Source organism: Silvibacterium acidisoli (assembly GCA_022870745.1).
Lineage (GTDB): Bacteria > Acidobacteriota > Terriglobia > Terriglobales > Acidobacteriaceae > Silvibacterium.
Genome location: CP085323.1, coordinates 3,172,361 through 3,190,373, shown reverse-complemented (window position 1 = coordinate 3,190,373; position 18,013 = coordinate 3,172,361). Strand labels below are relative to the sequence as shown.

9 protein-coding genes are annotated in these 18,013 nt (G+C 57.5%); 4 read left to right on the top strand and 5 right to left on the bottom strand.

From position 1 onward, the window contains the following. Positions 1-47 precede the first annotated feature (47 nt). The 3 genes from LJD29_RS13475 (at position 48) to ggt (ending at position 5,304) form a co-directional block, all read left to right on the top strand. A complete protein-coding gene (locus LJD29_RS13475; protein ID WP_446742056.1) occupies positions 48-2,156 on the top strand; it encodes a glycoside hydrolase family 20 zincin-like fold domain-containing protein in 2,109 nt (702 codons plus the stop codon). Between the two features lie 269 nt (positions 2,157-2,425). Further along, positions 2,426-3,577 (top strand): acyltransferase family protein, encoded by a 1,152-nt coding sequence (locus LJD29_RS13470; protein WP_446742055.1) that lies wholly within the window; start codon positions 2,426-2,428, stop codon positions 3,575-3,577. A 26-nt stretch (positions 3,578-3,603) separates the two neighbouring features. Continuing rightward, entirely contained in the window at positions 3,604-5,304 is a 1,701-nt protein-coding gene (gene ggt / locus LJD29_RS13465) for a gamma-glutamyltransferase (RefSeq protein WP_446742054.1), read from the top strand. A 4-nt stretch (positions 5,305-5,308) separates the two neighbouring features. Here ggt and LJD29_RS13460 read toward each other — a convergent pair whose 3' ends face one another. The 5 genes from LJD29_RS13460 to LJD29_RS13440 all read right to left on the bottom strand — a co-directional run bounded on the left by LJD29_RS13460 (position 5,309) and on the right by LJD29_RS13440 (position 15,484). Next, positions 5,309-6,463: a tetratricopeptide repeat protein gene (locus LJD29_RS13460; RefSeq protein ID WP_446742053.1), complete on the bottom strand. Its 1,155-nt coding sequence runs from the start codon at positions 6,461-6,463 to the stop codon at positions 5,309-5,311. Positions 6,464-6,588: 125 nt separating this feature from the next. After that, positions 6,589-10,206, bottom strand: coding sequence for a carboxypeptidase-like regulatory domain-containing protein (locus tag LJD29_RS13455; protein WP_446742052.1), 3,618 nt, complete (start codon positions 10,204-10,206; stop codon positions 6,589-6,591). Between the two features lie 379 nt (positions 10,207-10,585). Beyond that, positions 10,586-12,985, bottom strand: a complete 2,400-nt coding sequence (locus LJD29_RS13450; protein WP_446742051.1) for a glycoside hydrolase family 31 protein — start codon at positions 12,983-12,985, stop codon at positions 10,586-10,588. Between the two features lie 38 nt (positions 12,986-13,023). Beyond that, positions 13,024-15,189, bottom strand: coding sequence for a discoidin domain-containing protein (locus LJD29_RS13445; RefSeq protein ID WP_446742050.1), 2,166 nt, complete (start codon positions 15,187-15,189; stop codon positions 13,024-13,026). A gap of 109 nt (positions 15,190-15,298) precedes the next feature. After that, entirely contained in the window at positions 15,299-15,484 is a 186-nt protein-coding gene (locus LJD29_RS13440) for a hypothetical protein (RefSeq protein WP_446742049.1), read from the bottom strand. 5 nt (positions 15,485-15,489) lie between these two features. Here LJD29_RS13440 and LJD29_RS13435 point away from each other — a divergent pair, with 5 nt between their 5' ends. Then, positions 15,490-18,009 (top strand): amylo-alpha-1,6-glucosidase, encoded by a 2,520-nt coding sequence (locus LJD29_RS13435; protein ID WP_446742048.1) that lies wholly within the window; start codon positions 15,490-15,492, stop codon positions 18,007-18,009. The last annotated feature ends 4 nt before the right edge of the window (positions 18,010-18,013 follow it).

Here is an 18,013-nt window from a genome sequence, read left to right as displayed (position 1 = left end):
CCGCCGCAAGTTGTCTATCCAATCATTCGATCGTAAGGAGACCATTCGTGTCAGAAGATCTCTTCCCTTCCGCAAAGCGGAAGCCTTTTCAGCGGTTCGTGCCTGCCCTCTTCGCACTTGCGATAGCGTCGGCTGCGTTCTCCGCGTTTGCTCAAAGCAAGCCTGCCTTGATTCCCATGCCCCAGGAATATTCTTCGAAAGGCAGGATTGTGCTGGAGCATGGCATCTCCGTTACAAGCGATTCTGACACCGAGGATCGTTTTGCCGCGCAGGACCTTGAAGACTGGATCGGCAAGCTGAAGATTGAGACGGAGCACGGACACTCGGCGTCTGAGATTGAGCTCATGCGCTCGGATTCGCACTCTGCCGAGAAGCTGCTCGCGGGCGCAAAGATCGATGCAGCTATGCATGATGAAGGCTACGTGATCGTGCCCACCGAAAAGGGACTCGCCGTAATCGGCGACACGGCGAGCGGTGTCTTCTATGGCGTACAGACCGTGAAGCAGCTGATCAGCGGCACCGGACCAACCGCCACGCTCGACAAAGCGATGATCCGTGACTGGCCGGCGATGAAGTACCGCGGGCAGGATGACGATCTTTCGCGCGGACCATTCCCCACGCTGGAATTTCAAAAGCGGCAGATTCGCACGCTGGCTGCATACAAGATGAACGTGTACTCACCCTATTTTGAAAACACGTTGCAGTACGCCTCAAATCCTGTGCCGGGATTACCGGGCGGCAGCATGAGCAAGGAAGATGTGCAGGCGCTGGTGGAGTACGCCAAGCCTTATCACGTGATGATCATTCCCGAGCAGGAAGCATTCGGGCATCTGCATCATGTTCTGAAATACGAAATGTATTCGCAGCTTGCCGAGACACCGATGGGCAATGTGCTCGCTCCGGGGCAGGCTGGATCGATCGACCTGATCGGCACATGGTTCGACGAAATCGCGCAGATGTTCCCTGCGCCGTTTATGCATATCGGCGCCGATGAGACCCATGACCTCGGCAAGGGCCAGACGCAGGCAGACGTGAAGGCGCGCGGACTGGGACCGGCCTATGTAGACTTCCTGATTCGTATCCATGACAAACTGGCCCCGCTGAATCGCCGTCTGCTCTTCTGGGGCGATATCGCAATGAACGATCCGGACCAGGTAAAGCGCCTGCCGAAAGACATGATTGCAGTGGCGTGGACCTATGATCCCGAGCCTCATGGCTTTGCCCGCTGGCTGAAACCATATACCGACGCAGGCATGGAAACCTGGGTTGCGCCGGGCGTGAACAACTGGAACCGGGTCTACCCTGACAACGATTACGCCCTGCGCAATATTCAGGGATTTGTTCGCGATGGCCAGGCAGCACACTCGACTGGCATGTTGAACACTACCTGGAACGACGATGGCGAAGGGCTCTTCCAGGAAGACTGGTATGGCGTGCTCTTTTCCGCTGCGGCTGCGTGGCAGACGGGCACCAGCGATCTGGCGCAATACCAGGACGCTTATGGGGTGGTCTTTCATGGCGACAAGACCGGCAAGCTGAATGACGCGCAGCGCGAGATGATCGCGATCTACCAGATGCTTGACCAGGTGAAAACCCGCGAATCGACCGACGCGCTGTACTGGCTCGATCCCTGGAGCCAGGAAGGACAGACAGTCGGCGCGCTCATGCGGCCGATTATCCCGCAGATCCGCATGCATGCCGAGCGGGCGATCACATTGATTGCTCAAGCGCGCGCGGCCGGACCGCTGCGTGAAACCGAAGCGGTGGATGCGATGGAAATGGGGGCCCGCAAGCTCGATTTCATCGGCCAGAAGTTTGAGGTTGGCGATCGCATTGCAACGCTGTATCGCGAGGTTTATGCGCAGCAGAACAGTCCGGAATCGAGTGAGATTGCGGAGACCATGTACGGCATAGCGGGAGCAAACGGCCTATGTGAAGACATGCGCGATGCCTACAACTACCATCGCCTGCTGTACTCACAGCTGTGGCTGAGCGAGAACCGCCCTTACTGGCTGCAGAACGTGATGGTGCGGTATGACCTGGCGACGCAATTGTGGGTTCTGCGCAGCGATCGCCTGAAGGCCGCGAACCGGCAGTGGCGACAGACCCACAAGCTGCCGCCTCCGGAAGAAGTCGGCATCGCACCCCAAAGCTAAACTCCGGGAAGGCAGGGACAACGTCTCTGCCTTTCTCTTCCCTATCTTTCCGTGGATTTAAATCGTTTCGGGATTTTTCATGCTCTGCCCCCTCCCAAAGTTCCGGTTTTCGCTTCTCCGGTCGTAAATGCCTTGACTCAGGAATTTTTAGCGAAGATGATTCGGTAAACGATTACGATTGGGTTTGCCGCCCAGGCTGCCGCGATGGGGTCATGGGCTGGCGGCTCATCAGGCTGGAGAACCGGATCCCGGCTCTGGCGGAGAATGACATGGCAACTACAGTAGAGAAACCTGCAGTAAAGCAGGGGCGTATCGTGTCGCTCGATGTGATGCGCGGCATCGTGATTTCCTTCATGATCCTGGTCAACAATGGCACAGCTCATTCTTACTGGCCGCTCGAGCATGCGGCCTGGAACGGCTGGACACCGACGGACATGGTTTTTCCGTCCTTTCTGCTTATGGTCGGCGTAACCTCAGTTTTCTCTACCGAATCTCGTCTGTCGCGCGGCGAAGACCGGATGAAGATTTTTCTGCACACCTTGAAGCGTGCACTCATACTTTTCCTCTTCGGCCTGATCGTAAACAGCTTTCCGTTTACCCACTTCCACTTCGCGACGATGCGGATTCCCGGCGTGCTGCAGCGTATCGCTCTCTGCTACCTGATTGTCTGCACCCTTTATCTGCTTAGCCGGCGTGCACTCACATTCGTTGTGACCGCCGTCGTTTGCCTGGTTTCGTATTACATCCTGATGAGATTCGTGCCGGTACCAGGATTCGGCGTTCCCACCCACGATATTCCCCTGCTCGATCCGGACCGCAACCTCGTCGCCTACTGGGACCGCACATTGCTGCCGGGCAGATTGTATGAGGGGACGCGCGATCCCGAGGGCATGATCAGCACGATTCCGTCGATCGCTACTGCCTGCATTGGAGCGCTGGCGGGGCTCTGGCTGCGGACCGGGCGTCCCGCGTCGCAGAAGCTGCTGGGCCTCGTTGCCGCATCGATTACCGGCTTGATCACCGGTAAGATCTGGAACATCTGGTTTCCGATCAACAAGAAGCTCTGGACCAGTTCGTACGTGCTGTTCGCCGCCGGCATCACTCTCATGCTGATGGCAATCTGCTACTACCTGGTGGACATCAAGCAGTGGCGCGGCAAGCTTGCGAAGCCCTGGCTGATCTTCGGCTCGAACGCCATCACGGCCTACATTGTGTCGGAACTGCTTCCCGGGTTTCTGGACCTGTTCCACATCCAGTACAACGGGAAAGCAATGAGTCCCTTTTCCTGGTCCTGGACCGTGTTCTATTCGCACATTGGCAGTCTTGCGTTCGGGTCTCTGCTGTACTCACTCACGATCGTGGCGATCTGCTTCATTCCCAACCTGATCCTCTATCGTAAGAAGATCTTCCTTAAGGTCTGAGTCACCGCAATCCAGGAGCTGACAGTATGCTGCGCTCATTCGTTACGAGGTTTTTCTCCCTTTCGATGATTGCAGTATTGTCAGCTCCTCCTGCTTGGGCAGCCGACGATCCTGCGCGCGAGCAGTCCCGCTCGGTAGTGATGACTCAATACGGGATCGTTGCTACAAGCCAGGCCGTCGCGTCACAGGCCGGCGCTGCCATCCTCGCCAAGGGAGGTAGCGCTGTCGACGCTGCGATTGCGGCCAATGCCGCACTCGGCGTCATCGAACCGATGATGAACGGCGTGGGCGGCGACCTGTTTGCGATCGTCTACGATGCAAAGACGAAGCACCTCTACGGATTGAACGCAAGCGGATGGGCTCCGAAGAACCTCACTGTCGAAGCGCTCAGAGCGAAAGGTCTCCACAAGCTCAGAACGATCGACGAGGTGACTGTACCCGGCACAGTCGCCGGCTGGGATGCATTGCATCAGCGATGGGGGAAGACCTCTTTCGCAGAGGATATGGCTCCCGCTGTAGCGCTCGCAAAGAATGGCATCGCGGTTACAGAGACAGACGCCGACAACTGGAAGACCTATGGCACGCCGTTCAAAGACGAGCCAGAATTCGCACGCGTTTTCCTGCCAAAAGGCGCCGCTCCGGTTGCCGGCCAGCTCTTCAAGAATCCCGAATTGTCGCAAACGCTGGAACGCATCGGGCAGCAGGGGCGCAACGGCTTCTACTCAGGCCCCACTGCAGAGGCGATCCTCAAGCTGGAACGCAAGCTGAATGGCTTCATGCAGGCTGACGATCTGAAGGCGTTTCAGCCCGAATGGGTCGACCCGGTGAGCACAACCTACCATGGCTGGACGGTGTACGAGATGCCTCCCAACGGCCAGGGCATCGCGGCGCTCCAGATGTTGAATATGATGGAGCAGTTTCCCATCAAGCAGTGGGGACACAACAGCCAGAAAGCGCTCCATGTTGAGATAGAGGCCAAGAAGCTGGCTTATGCCGACCTGCAACGCTACGTGGGTGATCCTCACGCTACGGAAATCCCCACGCAGGAGCTGATCTCAAAAGAACTCGGCGAGCGACGCGCCAGGTTGATTACGGATAAAGCCGCTTGCAGCGTTGTACCTTCCGATGTGCGGCAGAAGCTTTCGCGCCTCTCGAGCGACACAACATACCTCTCCGTTGTGGATCGTTACGGAAATGAAGTTTCCCTGATACAGAGCAACGCCGGCGCCTTCGGCGGAGGCCTGGTCGCTCCCGGTACAGGGTTTCCTCTTCAGAATCGCGGCGGCGGCTTTACGCTTGAACCCGATCGTCCGAACACGCTTCGACCACGCACCCGGCCTCTTCATACGATCATTCCCGGATTCATGCAAAATGGCGATCGCAGAATCGCCTTCGGCATCATGGGAGGCTTCAACCAGGCGCAGGCTCATGCGCAGTTCGTATCGAACGTCGTGGACTTCGGCATGAATATCCAGGCGGCTCTGGAAGCTGCCCGTTTTACCAAACGCGACTTTGAAGGTTGCGGAGTCTGGATGGAGAACGGCATACAGGCGCAGGTGATCGCGGGTTTGCGCAAACAGGGTCATCAGGTAACGGTATGGCCTCGCTACTTCCAGAGCATGGGTCGTGGCAATGCGGTGGAAGTCGATGAAGGCTCGCCCGTGCACTTCGGAGCGACCGATCCCAGAGCAGACGGCGAAGCTGTTCCTGAGCAGATGCCTTTCTAACTTGCTATTGCGAATCGGCCACGATGTGAGCATCCTTAAGGGCGCGACGCTCAGCCTCGATACTCGACACATGCAACTCTGCGACACGCTTCATGGCGGCGTCTGCCTCCTGAACCTTGCCTACGGAGCGTAGCGCTCGGGCCAAGAGATACGGCGAGCCTGAATCGTCCGGATTCATTTCGGAAGCACGCTGGAGCAGTGGAATAGCTTTCTCCGTGTCATGAAGCTGAAAGTGAGCCTTGCCCAGGTAGAAATAGGTCGCCCATGCGTCCGGGCTGAGGCTCTGCGCTTTTTCAAGGTAGGGCAAGCCTTCTTTGGGCTGCTGCATCTGAACAAGCAGCGCCCCTAGATAATAGAGCGCGCTCGCGTCCTGGGCATCCTGCGCGACGGCTTCGCGCAACTGCTTCTCCGCATCCTCGTTCTGCTGCATGCTTACATAGACTTTGCCGAGCTCGAGATGCGCCTCGGGGAAACCGGGCTCTGTCTGCAGGACTGACTTGAAAGCATCTGCCGCCTCGGGGAAGCTTCGGGCTTCTTCATACGCCTTGCCGAGGAGAAAATTTGACTGTGCCGGCGTCGCTTCGGAAGAAAACAATTGCCGGAAGGTTTCCTGCGCCTGCTGTGCCTGTCCAGCCTTCGAGTAGGCAATGCCGAGCAGGTATAGCGCGGCCGGGTCCTGCCTTGTGCCTTCTACGAGTGGTTTCAGAAGATCGATGCCATCTGCAGGGTGCTCGGTGAATACGTAACAGGTTGCCAGCAGCATGACTGCCTGCTGACTGGAGGAGTCCTGTTCGTGAAGGTGCTTGAAATAGGGCAGAGCTTCGGCGTACTGCTCTTCCTTGAGATAAGCGAGCCCCAGATTCAGCTCGATCTGCTTCTGATTGGGCGCGGCTTTCAAGGCACGCTGGTAGACCTCGATTGCCTGCGTATAACGATGAGTTTTCGAGTAGAGCACTCCAAGGTTGGCAAGCGCGCTGGCATTGCCGGGATCGGCTTTAAGGATCTTATGAAAGCCCGCTTCGGCCTCTGGATAATTTCCGGCGCTCATCGCCTGCATCGAGGCGTCGAAGATCTGACGGGTGTTGCTTGCGCTCTGGCCGGAGGCTGCCACAGCCAGCACCAATGCAAGCACTGCGGTCAGAGCTTTCGATGAATTCATGCCGGTCACGCGGAGTTCCTGGGAATCTTTGCCTACTGGTATTGTCACGCAGCGCGAGGATGATCTGCGCGCAAAAAGATGAGGCCGGACCATTGCGGATCCGGCCTCTGAGTTGTTCGTGAAGCTTAGAAGTAGATCTTGCCGCCAAGCTGCAGGACGCGAGGATCGCGGGCAGAGGTGATCTGGCCCGAAGAACCGGCGTTCGCGCCTGAGAAGGTCGTTCCCGGATTTGGCGCGGACAGAGAGTTGTTCACCGTACCCCACTGCGTATGGTTGAAGACGTTGTAGCCTTCGAACCTCAGCTGAACCTTTACGCTTTCGGTGAAGGCGAAGTTCTTGTAGAGAGCCATGTTCCAGTTGTCGACACCCGGGCCGTAGAGTGAGTTACGGTGGAAGTTGCCGAAGCTACCGTTTGCGGGAGATGCAAAGACCGCAGGGTTATACCACATCGGATTCTGGCCTGCGGGCTGACTGTGGCTGTGTGAGGTGAGGATCTTGCCGCCGATGTAGTCCGGACGAATATGTCCGAAACCACCGTCGCCAAGATTACCGCTGGAGATGAGATCGCAGGAATCGCTTGTCGGACTGTTGCTTGCCAGGCAAGGCGTTCCGCCCCAGAACTGGGTCGTTCCTGACCATTCCCATCCGCCGATGGAGTACTGGATCGCTTTGTTGTACTGGCGGAAGGTTGGGAAGTTGTAAATGTACTGGAAGTTGAAGACGTTGCGGCGATCAAAGCCAGCCGGAGCATAGAACCGCTTCAACTGGGTGTAATCGGGGAATACGTCCGCATCGTAGTCGACGTCATCAAGATCGATGGCCTTCGCCCAGGTGTAGTCGGTGTTGATGGTAAGCACGTTGCTGAAGCGACGGGTGAGCTTAACCTGCAGTCCGTTGTATGAGCTGCTGGCGCCGAACTTGTTGTAGTGAATCGACGAATATCCCTTATATGGGAGGATCGCGTTCGTCACGTTGTTGACCGTTGAAAGAATGTCTGTGCTGGTGGTGTATCCCAGGGGAAGCTGTTCGAGTTCCTGGTTATACATCTGGTGGCGGCTCACGTTGCCCACGTAACCGATGTTGAACACCAGCTTGTAGGGCAGTTCCTGCTCCAAACTCAGGTTGTAACCGTAGGTGGTAGGGATCTGTCCGGCGCGATCCGAAGACAGAACGCCGCCAGAAGGAGTGAGAGGCGCACCGTTCACGAGGGACGGCGAGATGTTGTCGATGTTTCCGCCGTACAGTGTCGGAGTGTAGACCAGCGGCGGGTTGCTGAGGCCACCGAAGTTAAAGGCATTCTGCTGATAGCGCTCGAAGAAGATGCCAGCGCCGCCGCGGACCGCGGTTTTACCGTTCCCGAAGACGTCATCTGCGAATCCGAAGCGGGGGCCGATGTTGTTCCAACGGAAGTCCAGTCCGCCCTTGGGCAGGCCGTTCGTGCCTTCCTGCACCATGCCGTTATAGGGGTTGCCCGAACCGGCGATGATGGTGTTCTGGGTCGGAATCTGGCCAGGGATGTTGGAAGCCGTGTTGATCGAAACCGCTTGTCCTGGATTGTAGGCATTCGGCTCGAAGTAGTACGCGTGGTATGGCGAGGTGGTGTACGTGGGTCCGATGAACTCGTAACGAGCGCCGTAGTCAAGAGTCAGACGTGGTGTGACCTTCCAGGTGTCCTGCACATAACCTTCGTACTGGAAGAAGTGGAAGTGGCCGAACGCGTAGATGTTGCTCTGGCTGACGGTGGTGTAGTTGCCGAGTAGCGTGTTTCCGATACCCGAGTTGCTGTTGCTCGGGTTCTGGTTGCTGGCACCGAAGTTGATGGATGGATTTTCCTGCCAGGTGCCTTCCTGACCGTTTTCGTTCAGATCGGCAAAGAGGCCGAACTTGATAACGTGGTTGCCTGCAATCTTGGTTACGTCGTCTGTAGCAACGATCGTGTTACCCGTCGATGTCCAGCCGGAGGGGAAGGGCGAAATGTTGATGTAACCGTCACCCGTATTGATGTTCGGGGCGAGGTTGTGGGTGTTGGTGCTGGGGTAGATATCGCTGAAGTTGAAGCCGAGAGCCGTCTTGTCGTAGAGGCTCGGCGAGGTGCCGGGAACGATGTCAACGACCTGGTCAAGGTGCAGCCATCCTACTGACGCTTCATTCGTCAGAGTCGGCGAGATGACGTTTACAAGGCTCCATGCATAGCTCTTGCCGGGCTTTTTGCGATACTGCGGCAGAACCGGGAAGCTGTTTCCGGAGAAGATGCCGTAGCCGTCACTTTCCTGCTGGCGATCGTCGACATAGCGGAAGAAGGCATTCGCCTTCGGGCCAAAGTTGTAGTCAACGCGCAGGACGTACTGGTTCTTATAGAACTGGTACGTATCCTGGAAGTTGATCTGCTGCTCGTCGCCAAAACCGTTGTTGTAAGTCGGATGATTGAAGCTTCCGCGATAGCCGGGAGTGAAGTACTTGATCATCGATGCATACTGACCGTTAAACTGCGACGCAGGAATCACGTTATTGGCGTAAGGCGTGCCGCTCTGGATTTCGCCGAACGAGTTATACGTGACTGTTCCAGGCATGAATACCTGGCCATTCTGTACAGTGTTTCCGGCCGTGTCGTGAATCGGTGTGCAAGTCGTGGTGCCGCTGAATGTGCACATGTTGCCCGCGCGGTAGAGCGGCGCCAGCTCTGCTTCCCCGTTCGGCGTGTTGATACCCAGCATGGAAGGCTGCGGCATCGTGTAGTAGGTGTTGCCGTTCGGACGGTTCGCGCGCGTGCCTTCGTAGTTGAAGAAAAAGAACGCCTTCTTGTTGCTCATCGGCGAGATCTTCGGAATCGGGATATAGCCGCCGATGTTTCCACCGAAGTTGTTGTACTTCAGCTCAGGCCGTGCGGACCCCTGATGATTGCTGAACCAATCGTTGGCGTTGTAGTCAGTGTTGCGGTTGAACTCCCAGGCAGTTCCATGGAACTGCTGACCGCCGCTCTTGGTGTTCACCAGGATCATGACACCGGGGCTGCGTCCGTACTCGGCATTGAAGTTGCCGGTCAAAGTACGGAATTCGCCGACCGCGTCGATGCTGAGGTTGGTGTACTCGCCGTCGTTCGCACCTACGTCGGTGTTGATCACACCATCCAGGAAGAAGTTGTTGGCGGTGCCACGCATACCGTTGACGTAGAAGTCGTCGGTCTGGTTGAAGACGAGGCGGAACTGAGACTGGTTATTTGTAACAACGCCGGCCTGGGTGGTCATCAGCGACTCGAAGTCGCGTCCGTTCAGAGGCTGTTCTACAACCTGGCGCTGATCGATGACAGCTGCGTTGCTGGTTGTTGCTACGTCGATAAGAGGCGTCGCTGTGTTTACGGTGACCGTCTGCGATGCTGAGCCAAGTGAGAGCCTCACTTCGCCGAGACCCAGTGTCTGCTCGAGATCGAGCACGACGCCTTCACGCACGAGGTCTTTCATACCCGGGGCGCTGAACTTGATGCGGTAGGTCGCCGCAGGAATGTTCAGAGCGCGAAAGGTGCCGGAGCTGTCGCTGGTAACTTCGCGCGTCAGGTCGCCGGTTGCCTGGTTCATGACCTGAACCTGTGCGCCTGGAATGGCTGCGCCGGATGGATCGACGATGGTTCCGCTGATCTGTCCGCTCTGTGCGTGGAGTCTTGCAGATGAGAGCAGGACTACGAGTAATGCCAGCAGCCATAATTTTCTGAAGAGTGTTTCGATCTGGAAGGCGTGATTTGTTGACACTGCCCCCGCTGTATTTCCGCAGGGACCTGCTCCTGCGTCTTTCATGCCTCTCAAAATAAACATGCGGTGATCCTCCCGGTAAAAGCCGTACACTTCGGGCGCGATAACGACGGACTTATCAGATCCGCGTTTGATTTGCTTTGATATCGTTATCGAACCGCCGACGACAATAAGGAATCGCATGAAAGGCTGTCAAGCTTTTTTTAAGGTCTTGCACAAGTCCCGAAAGGGGCGTTTTTACTGGGGAATTCGCACATAGCTCAGCAATCAGAAGACATCCGATTGCCTTGTCTGATTTCGATACCATGGCTGATATTTTTCAGCGAATTTGCCACCCTGCCGTCCTCCCCCTAAAGGGGAACGGCAGGGTGGCCAACGGTCACCGGGCGGTGACGACCTCGACATTTTGATCGCTGAATCCCGGCAGCTCAGAGCCGGAGTGCTTGAGTGCGCGGGCCGAGTCAGACCAGTGAAGATGGGTGGTCTGGAACTGGCCATGCTCGTAGGCGTAGGTCTTGCCGTCATCCTGATAGACGTCGAAGTCGCCATCGTTACCGGGGTATACCTGGACCTTCGCAATGGTCTGGTGGTCTTCCGTGCTTTCGACTGGCGAGCCCAAAGGCAGGATGGAGCCGGCGCGAACGAATACGGGGATCGTATCGATGGGTGCCTGGACGGTGATCCTCTGGCCGCCGTGGACTTTCTCCTTCGTCCAGAAGTTGTACCATTCGGTACCTGCGGGCAGGTAAACGGAGCGCTGGGTCTGTCCCTGTTCCGTGACCGGAGCGATCAGCAGAGCCGGACCGAACATGTATTCGTCACCGATATTGACCACGTTCGGATCGTTGCCGAAGTCCATGAAGAGGCCGCGCATGAAGGGTGCCCCGGTCTCGTGGCTCATGTGCCCGAGCGAATAGATGTAGGGCATCAGCTCGTAGCGCAGCCGCAGATACTTCACCAGGATCGGCTCGGCCTGCTTGCCGTAGCTCCAGACTTCGTTCTCCGGACGGCTGCCGTGACTGCGGAAGTTCGGCTGGAAGGATCCGTACTCGAACCAGCGAACGTACAGCTCGGGATAGTCGTCGTATCCTCCGACTTCAGCGCGCGCGTCGGACGGATCGATGAGCGGTGGATGATCGGGCACATGCTTCGCCGGCAAAAACTGCCAGCCCCCGATGTCGGTAGACCAGTAGGGCATGCCAGAGGCGACGAAGTTAATGCCGGTCGGAACCTGGCGATGCAGAGTGTCCCACGTCGGAGCGATGTCCGAAGACCAGAAGATGGCGCCGTTGTGCTGTGCGCCGAGATAGCTGTCGCGGGCGAGGATCAGAGCGCGCTCCTTCATGTCCTTACGCATACCGTTGTAGAAGGCAGCCGTATGAAAGAGCGGATACGCGTTGAAAAATTGCGTGCCAGGCCCGATGTGGAAGTAGCTGCCGTTCGGAGGCAGGTCGGGCTCGGTTTCGTCTGCCCAGAAGGAGTCGAAGCCCATTGCGACATAGTTTTCGTTGATTGCGTTCCAGTACCACTTCGCCGCGTCAGGGTTGGTCGTGTCGATGTCGGAGCCGGCACGATCGTACGGCAGACCATTTGTCGGCGTACCATCGGCGAGCTGCTCGAACCATCCGTTCTTCAGAAGCATCGCGTAGTAGCGGTCTTCGGGGATGAAGCGCGGCCACACGCTGATCATGGTGTGGAAGTGCATCTCGTGCAGCTCGCGATTCATGGCGACGGGATCGGGCCACTTGTCGGGCTGCATGTCCATCTGGCCCATCTTCGTGTAGTGGAACCAGTCGATCACCAGGTCGTCGACGGGGTAATGCCGTTCACGATATCCCTTGGCCACCGCCATCAGCTCGGCCTGGCTGCTGTAGCGCTGCTTGCACTGGATGTATCCGTAGGCCGATTTTGGCAGCATGGGAACGTCACCCGTCAGCAGGCGATAACCGCGATAGATATCGTCATAGCTCTTGCCCGCGATTACGAAAAAGCTGATGCGCTGGCCGACGTCCGAGGTCCAGCGGGTCTCGTTGTTAAAGCCGAAGGCGACGTTTGTGCCGGAAGGATTATCCCAGAGCAGCCCGTAGCCCTTGTTTGTAACCACGAAGGGTACACATACAGATTGCCCCGACGGCGCGTTGTAATCATGCGCGCAACGCAGTGAATGACCCCGGCGATCGAGAAAGCCTTCCTGGTTCTGTCCAAGTCCGTAGTAATGTTCGTCCGCCGGCGATGAGAAGCTCGCGCCCACCTGGTAGAAAGGCGGATCTGACGGGCGGCGATCGTAAAGGATATCGGCGTTGCCGTCTTTATGATTGGGGACGGACATCTGCCAGCCGTTGAGATCGACGAGCTGTTTTCCATCAGCGGTAGCGAAGCTGATGTGAAGGCCAGGTGCCGATCCATTGAAGAACTGAGCGATGTCCGCGGCGGTGCCTGCCGGCGGATGATGCGGCCCTTCACCGGCGACGGTAACGACCATCTCGGCAGAACGCAGCACGTCGGCTCCATCTGCCTGTTGTGCATGCCAGCCCTCTGTAATGGGCTTCGCGGTGATGCCGTAGCCGGGCGCGGCGTTCGCGTAATCAGGTAACAGGCTTGCGGTCACATGTACGATGCCGGGCGCGTACGGCTCGACCACAACGGTCGCTTTCCCGCGCTGCAGATGCAGCGTTTGCGAAAAGGCATGAACTCCCACGCCAGCCAGTAAGAGACAGATACCAAAGTGAGACAAACGGCTGAAAGTTCCATTCCAACCCGATCCGATCCGATTCGACATGAGTCCTCTTCGCCCGCCATCTAACGCTTCTTCGGCGTTTATGGAATGGCCTCGATCTTTCCACGGATAACCATAATCGAAGCAGGCGGCACTTGGAACTCTGTTTGCGGCGATGCCTGAACCTGCCCGCGCTTGAGGGGGCCGTCAGGCTCGGCGTGGCCTTCTCCAGTCTGGATGACCTGGAACTGGGTGCTCTCTGGATGAGACATCGGCGAGACCAGGGCCGGGTGCCAGGCGTACTGCTCTTTTCCAAAGATCACAGTGTCGACCTTGCCGGTAAACGCCACGGACTTCCCGGAGCGATCGTCTTTGAAGGCAATCTTTACCGCGTGGCCAACCTCCTGATCGCGATTCACCAGCATGACAGCCCATTGACCATCGGGCCGCGAAACGGCATAAGACGTGACCATTGCATGTCCGGCTCCGTCATCGACGACGCTGTTCGCCGGGTAAATTGTATTCGCCTGTTTGCCCGGCTCGACCCACTCGGTGTTGATCATCTGGCTGGCGAAGAACTGTGCAAGCGGCTGCTTGATCCGGTAATCCTTGTCGACGGTGAACATGCCGAAGGTTCCGGGAGAGTTAAGGCATCCGCGGTCGGCCTGCAGCGGCAGGTAGTGGAAGTAGTAGACTCCGTTGCCTCCTGCCGTCAGAAACGAGCCAATGTAGTCGGCCAGCCAGAGACCGGCGAAGTTATCCATATATGCTTCGCTCGCGGCAGAGGACAGGTTGGACTCAGTAATGAATACCGGCAGATTCTCGGGCAATCCGTCGTTCTTCCATACCTGCATGATGTGGCTGATCAGCTGCGGCTCCTCGTAGAGTCCGGTCCACGAAAAATGGCAGGGCTCAAGCGGATAGTGCTCGAATGAGAAGAAGGCAAAGTCCTGCATGCGGTTGTGGTCTTTGAGATAAGCGAGGAAGCGGCCAAGCCATGAGGTTCTTCCCTGCTCATCAGGCCAGACGTTGATATCGTCATTCACTCCCTGGAATGCCGGGCCGCCAAGCTTGAGCGAAGGATCGACGCGATGCAGCGCCGCTGCGAATTGCAGGTACAACGCAGCATAGTCCTCTGGAACCATGTACTGCCCGTCTGACTCTTCGCCCATCTCGACGTAGGAGATGGGATAGTGCCGGGCTTCGAGATACTGTATCTCCGCGGCAGCATCTTCCGGCTGGGCGTAAATCATGGCGATGGGAATCATCGCGGGCAGGCCATGCGTAACACCGCTGGTATAGAAGGAGTCGAAGCCAAGCTGCACTTGCTCCTTGTTCTGCAAGTCTGTTGGCTCGTGCCATGGATCGATCGAGGAGCAGTAAGTGGTTGTCTGCTCCTGGTCCGCCGTGTGGCGAATCATATCGTGAAAGGCGCCGTCAGGAGTGGTTGAGCCGAGATAAACCTCGCGGATAGCGTAGCCTACGCAGTTCCTCTTGTCGGAAGGCCCATCGGCATCGCAGGTGTTCGATGAGTCCGTCATGCGCACGCGGACGAACTGCGCCAGCGTCGGTTCCTGGCTCAGGTGAATGGTTTCGGTTCCGCCTTTTCCGGCAGCGATTTCACCATCCGGAAAGCTCTGCCACACTCCGCGCGTCTGCTGGCCGATGGGGTCTTCGCCGGTCCAGTACTGGACCTCGTACTTCGTCGCGAACGGAGCGCCCCAGGCAATGCGGATGCTGTTCAGCATCTCTTTGTGCTTCAGGTCGATAACGATCCACTGCGGATGCTTATCGTCCGCTTCGCCGGTGAAGCTACTCGTGAGGTAAGGATTGCTTTTCCAGAAGCTCTCCATATCGCCATCAGTAAGGCGGGAGTAGCCGGTGTTGCCGGTGCCGTCATTGCGGGTGAAGCCGCGGCGCGGCAAAGCGTAACCGTACGAGAGACGAATCGGCTCGCCCGGCTTGCTCGATCCGGTGAAGTAGCCGCGGCCGCGCGCGTCACTCCACGTTCCCTGCGGATTCCAATGCCAGGCCTCGACGGCGAGCTCGGTGTTCTGGCGGTAGGTCATCGGCTGCCATCCCGACGGAGCGATCTTCGCTAGATTTTCCTTCGTCAACGCCTTCTCAACAGCTGGAGTAGCGAGGCGATCGACACCAGCTCCCAGGGTCTCGTCGGGGATGAACCGGTTTCGTGCGCTGGCGGGTGTGATGTCGACGGTTACGGTCTGCGCATGGTTTACAGCAGCATATGCAAGAAGGCAGAGCAAGATGGAAAGCTTACCAGGACGGCGCAAAGCATAGCTCTTTCTCCGGTCCTTCGCCGCCTAAAACTAAGCGTTGCGATCTGCCCGGCAAGCGATGAAAATAAGCGTAATTCTAGCCTTCCGGGAAGAGAAAGCCAATAGATTTAAAACGTTTTAAAAGCAGTGCTTCCCGAACGCTGAGTGAGGGATACTTAGGGCGAGTCACCATTGCAGATGCGCCGGAGCCTTTAACTTTTGAGATCTCTTCGTACCCTTGCTCGTTGTGTGAAAACACGCCTTTCTGATCGCCGCCGTTCATTGAGAGTGCTTCTGCTCCTGCCGCTGCCCTTCCTCACGCTCCACGCCGAAGCGCAGACTCCAGGCGAAGACCTGACGCTCTCGCGGCCGGTGCGTCCCTGGGAGTTGATGCCGGTGCTGGGTCATCGCGCGGGGCTGCTCGGAAAGGAAGACGGGCACTTCGAAGCGTGGGCCTATCCGCTGAAGATCCTGCGGAATTTCCATCTGAACTTTCGCGTGGATGGGCAGTTGCTTGCCGGCGACACGCTGGTGCGCAGCATCGTCGTCACTCCTGCATCGACGACGCTCATCTATGCGTACGACACCTTCCAGGTGAAGGAAACGCTGACGGTTCCAGTCGATCAGCCGGCGGCGATCATCACGATCGAAGTCAATGCAGCTCAGCCGGTCGAGGTAGAAGCCGCTTTCGAGCGCGAGATGAAGCTCGAGTGGCCGGCTCTCATGGGAGGCAGCTCCTGCGAGTGGAATCCGCGCCTGCACGCCTTTGTGCTGACGGAAGACGAGGGTAAGCTCCAGGCTATCGTGGGATCGCCAACCGCCAGCCTGACCCACTCGGAATACCAGTCGAACTTCTCGTCTTCAAATGAAAACGCATTCAGCCTTGGGTCTGTTGTCAAAGGCACCGGGACGAAGGTCATTGCCATTGCAGCGCACGTCAACGATCCACTGCCTGCCGACAGGCTCTATCAGCAGGTACTTACAGACCATGACCGGCTGGTTGCAGAATCGGCTGCTTATTACCATGCCTATCTCGATCACAATGTGCAGCTGGATCTCCCCGATCATGCGCTGGAGCAGGCCTACAAGTGGTCGCAGGTGAGCATGATCCAGGGGCTGGTCGATAATCCTTACCTCGGCAGCAGCCTGATCGCGGGATACAACATCTCCGGTGACGATCTGCGCCCCGGTTTCGCGTGGTTCTTCGGCCGGGATGCTCTGTGGACATCATTTGCGTTGAACGCAACCGGCGACTTCGCGACCTCGAAGAAGGCTTTGGAATTCCTCTCGAAATATCAACGCGCAGACGGCAAGGTTCCGCATGAGATCGCACAGGGCGCAAGCTTCGTTCCGTGGTTTGACAAGCTTCCCTATGCCTACTCCTCGGCCGACGCGACGCCGCTGCTGATCATCGCGATGCGCGATTACGTACTGCACAGCGGCGACGTGGCATTCGCCGAGGAGCATTGGGATAACCTGTGGCGCGCTTACCAGTTCATGGTCTCGACTTATGACGCGCAGGGGCTGGCGCAGAACATCAACATCGGCCATGGATGGGTGGAAGGCGGACCGCTTCGTCCGATGAAGGGCGAGCTTTACCAGAGCGCCCTGGCGTTTGAGGCGATTCGCTCGCTTGCAACCATCGCGGGGCTGCTACATAAGAGCGACCTTCGGGATCAGCTGACCGCAACCTTCGCCGAGAAACAGAAACTGTTGAACCGGGCGTTCTGGATCGAGGACAAGCACCGTTACGCATTCGCGCTCGACACTCTCGATCACCAGGTGGATGTGCCTACCGTCCTCTCCACCGTACCGATGTGGTTCGACCTGCTCGATCACGACAAAGCGGATCTAATGATCGGCGAGATCGCGAAGCCGGAGCATCAAGCGGACTGGGGCATGCGCATCCTGTCGGCAAAGAACCCTATCTACGATCCGGGCGGTTATCACTACGGAACGGTCTGGCCGCTATTTACCGGGTGGGCTTCGGTCGGTGAATATCGTTACCACCATCCCCTGCAGGCCTTCTCAAACCTGCGCACGAATGCCCTGCTGACCTTTGACGGATCGCTCGGACATGTGACCGAGGTGCTCTCCGGCGATTACAACCAGACCCTCGCCACCGGTACGCCCGACCAAATATGGTCTGCGGCGATGGTTGCAAGTCCTCTGGTGCTGGGAATGCTGGGACTCGAAACGAATGTCCCTGAACATCGAGTGACCTTCGCGCCGCAGGTGCCTGCGGACTGGACGCACTTTGCGGTACGCCACATCGCTCTCGGCGACACCACTGTTGACTTGTCTTATGCGAAGACAACCGCCGACATTGAAGTCAAGGCGCATCGCAGCGGAAGCGTTGATTGTCGACTCGATCTTGCGCCATTGCTCAGTCCTCGAGCAAAGGTGCGGGCTGTGCTTCTAGACGGCCATAAGGTCCCGTTCCACCTTGAATCTGTAGATAACGGACAGATCCTTCACGTTGCGGTCTCCCTGCGTGGGGACGATGAGACGATCACAATCCAGATGCGTGATGACTTCGGCATCTCGGTTCCGGCCAGCCTGCCGCTGATCGGGCAGCAGAGCCAGGGTTTGCGCGTTCTGTCGGAAGAGTGGTCGCTTTCGCACGACAAATACCATATCCATCTCGCAGGTACGCCGGGTAAGGAATATGATCTTGGCGCATGGAATATTGCGCAGATAAACTCCATCGACGGCGGACACATTGTGGAACAGGCTGACGCGAAAGGAAAGATCGCAGTGAGTGTGGCCGTGAATGGGGAAGCGGACATCGTCATTCATTTCAAGTAAGCTT

Bases quoted from the DNA above. Each gene is read 5' to 3' on its own strand.
- LJD29_RS13470 (WP_446742055.1), top strand. From the start codon at position 2,426: ATGGCAACTACAGTAGAGAAACCTGCAGTAAAGCAGGGGCGTATCGTG.
- ggt (WP_446742054.1), top strand. From the start codon at position 3,604: ATGCTGCGCTCATTCGTTACGAGGTTTTTCTCCCTTTCGATGATTGCA.
- LJD29_RS13460 (WP_446742053.1), bottom strand. From the start codon at position 6,463: ATGAATTCATCGAAAGCTCTGACCGCAGTGCTTGCATTGGTGCTGGCT.
- LJD29_RS13450 (WP_446742051.1), bottom strand. From the start codon at position 12,985: ATGTCGAATCGGATCGGATCGGGTTGGAATGGAACTTTCAGCCGTTTG.
- LJD29_RS13440 (WP_446742049.1), bottom strand. From the start codon at position 15,484: ATGAACGGCGGCGATCAGAAAGGCGTGTTTTCACACAACGAGCAAGGG.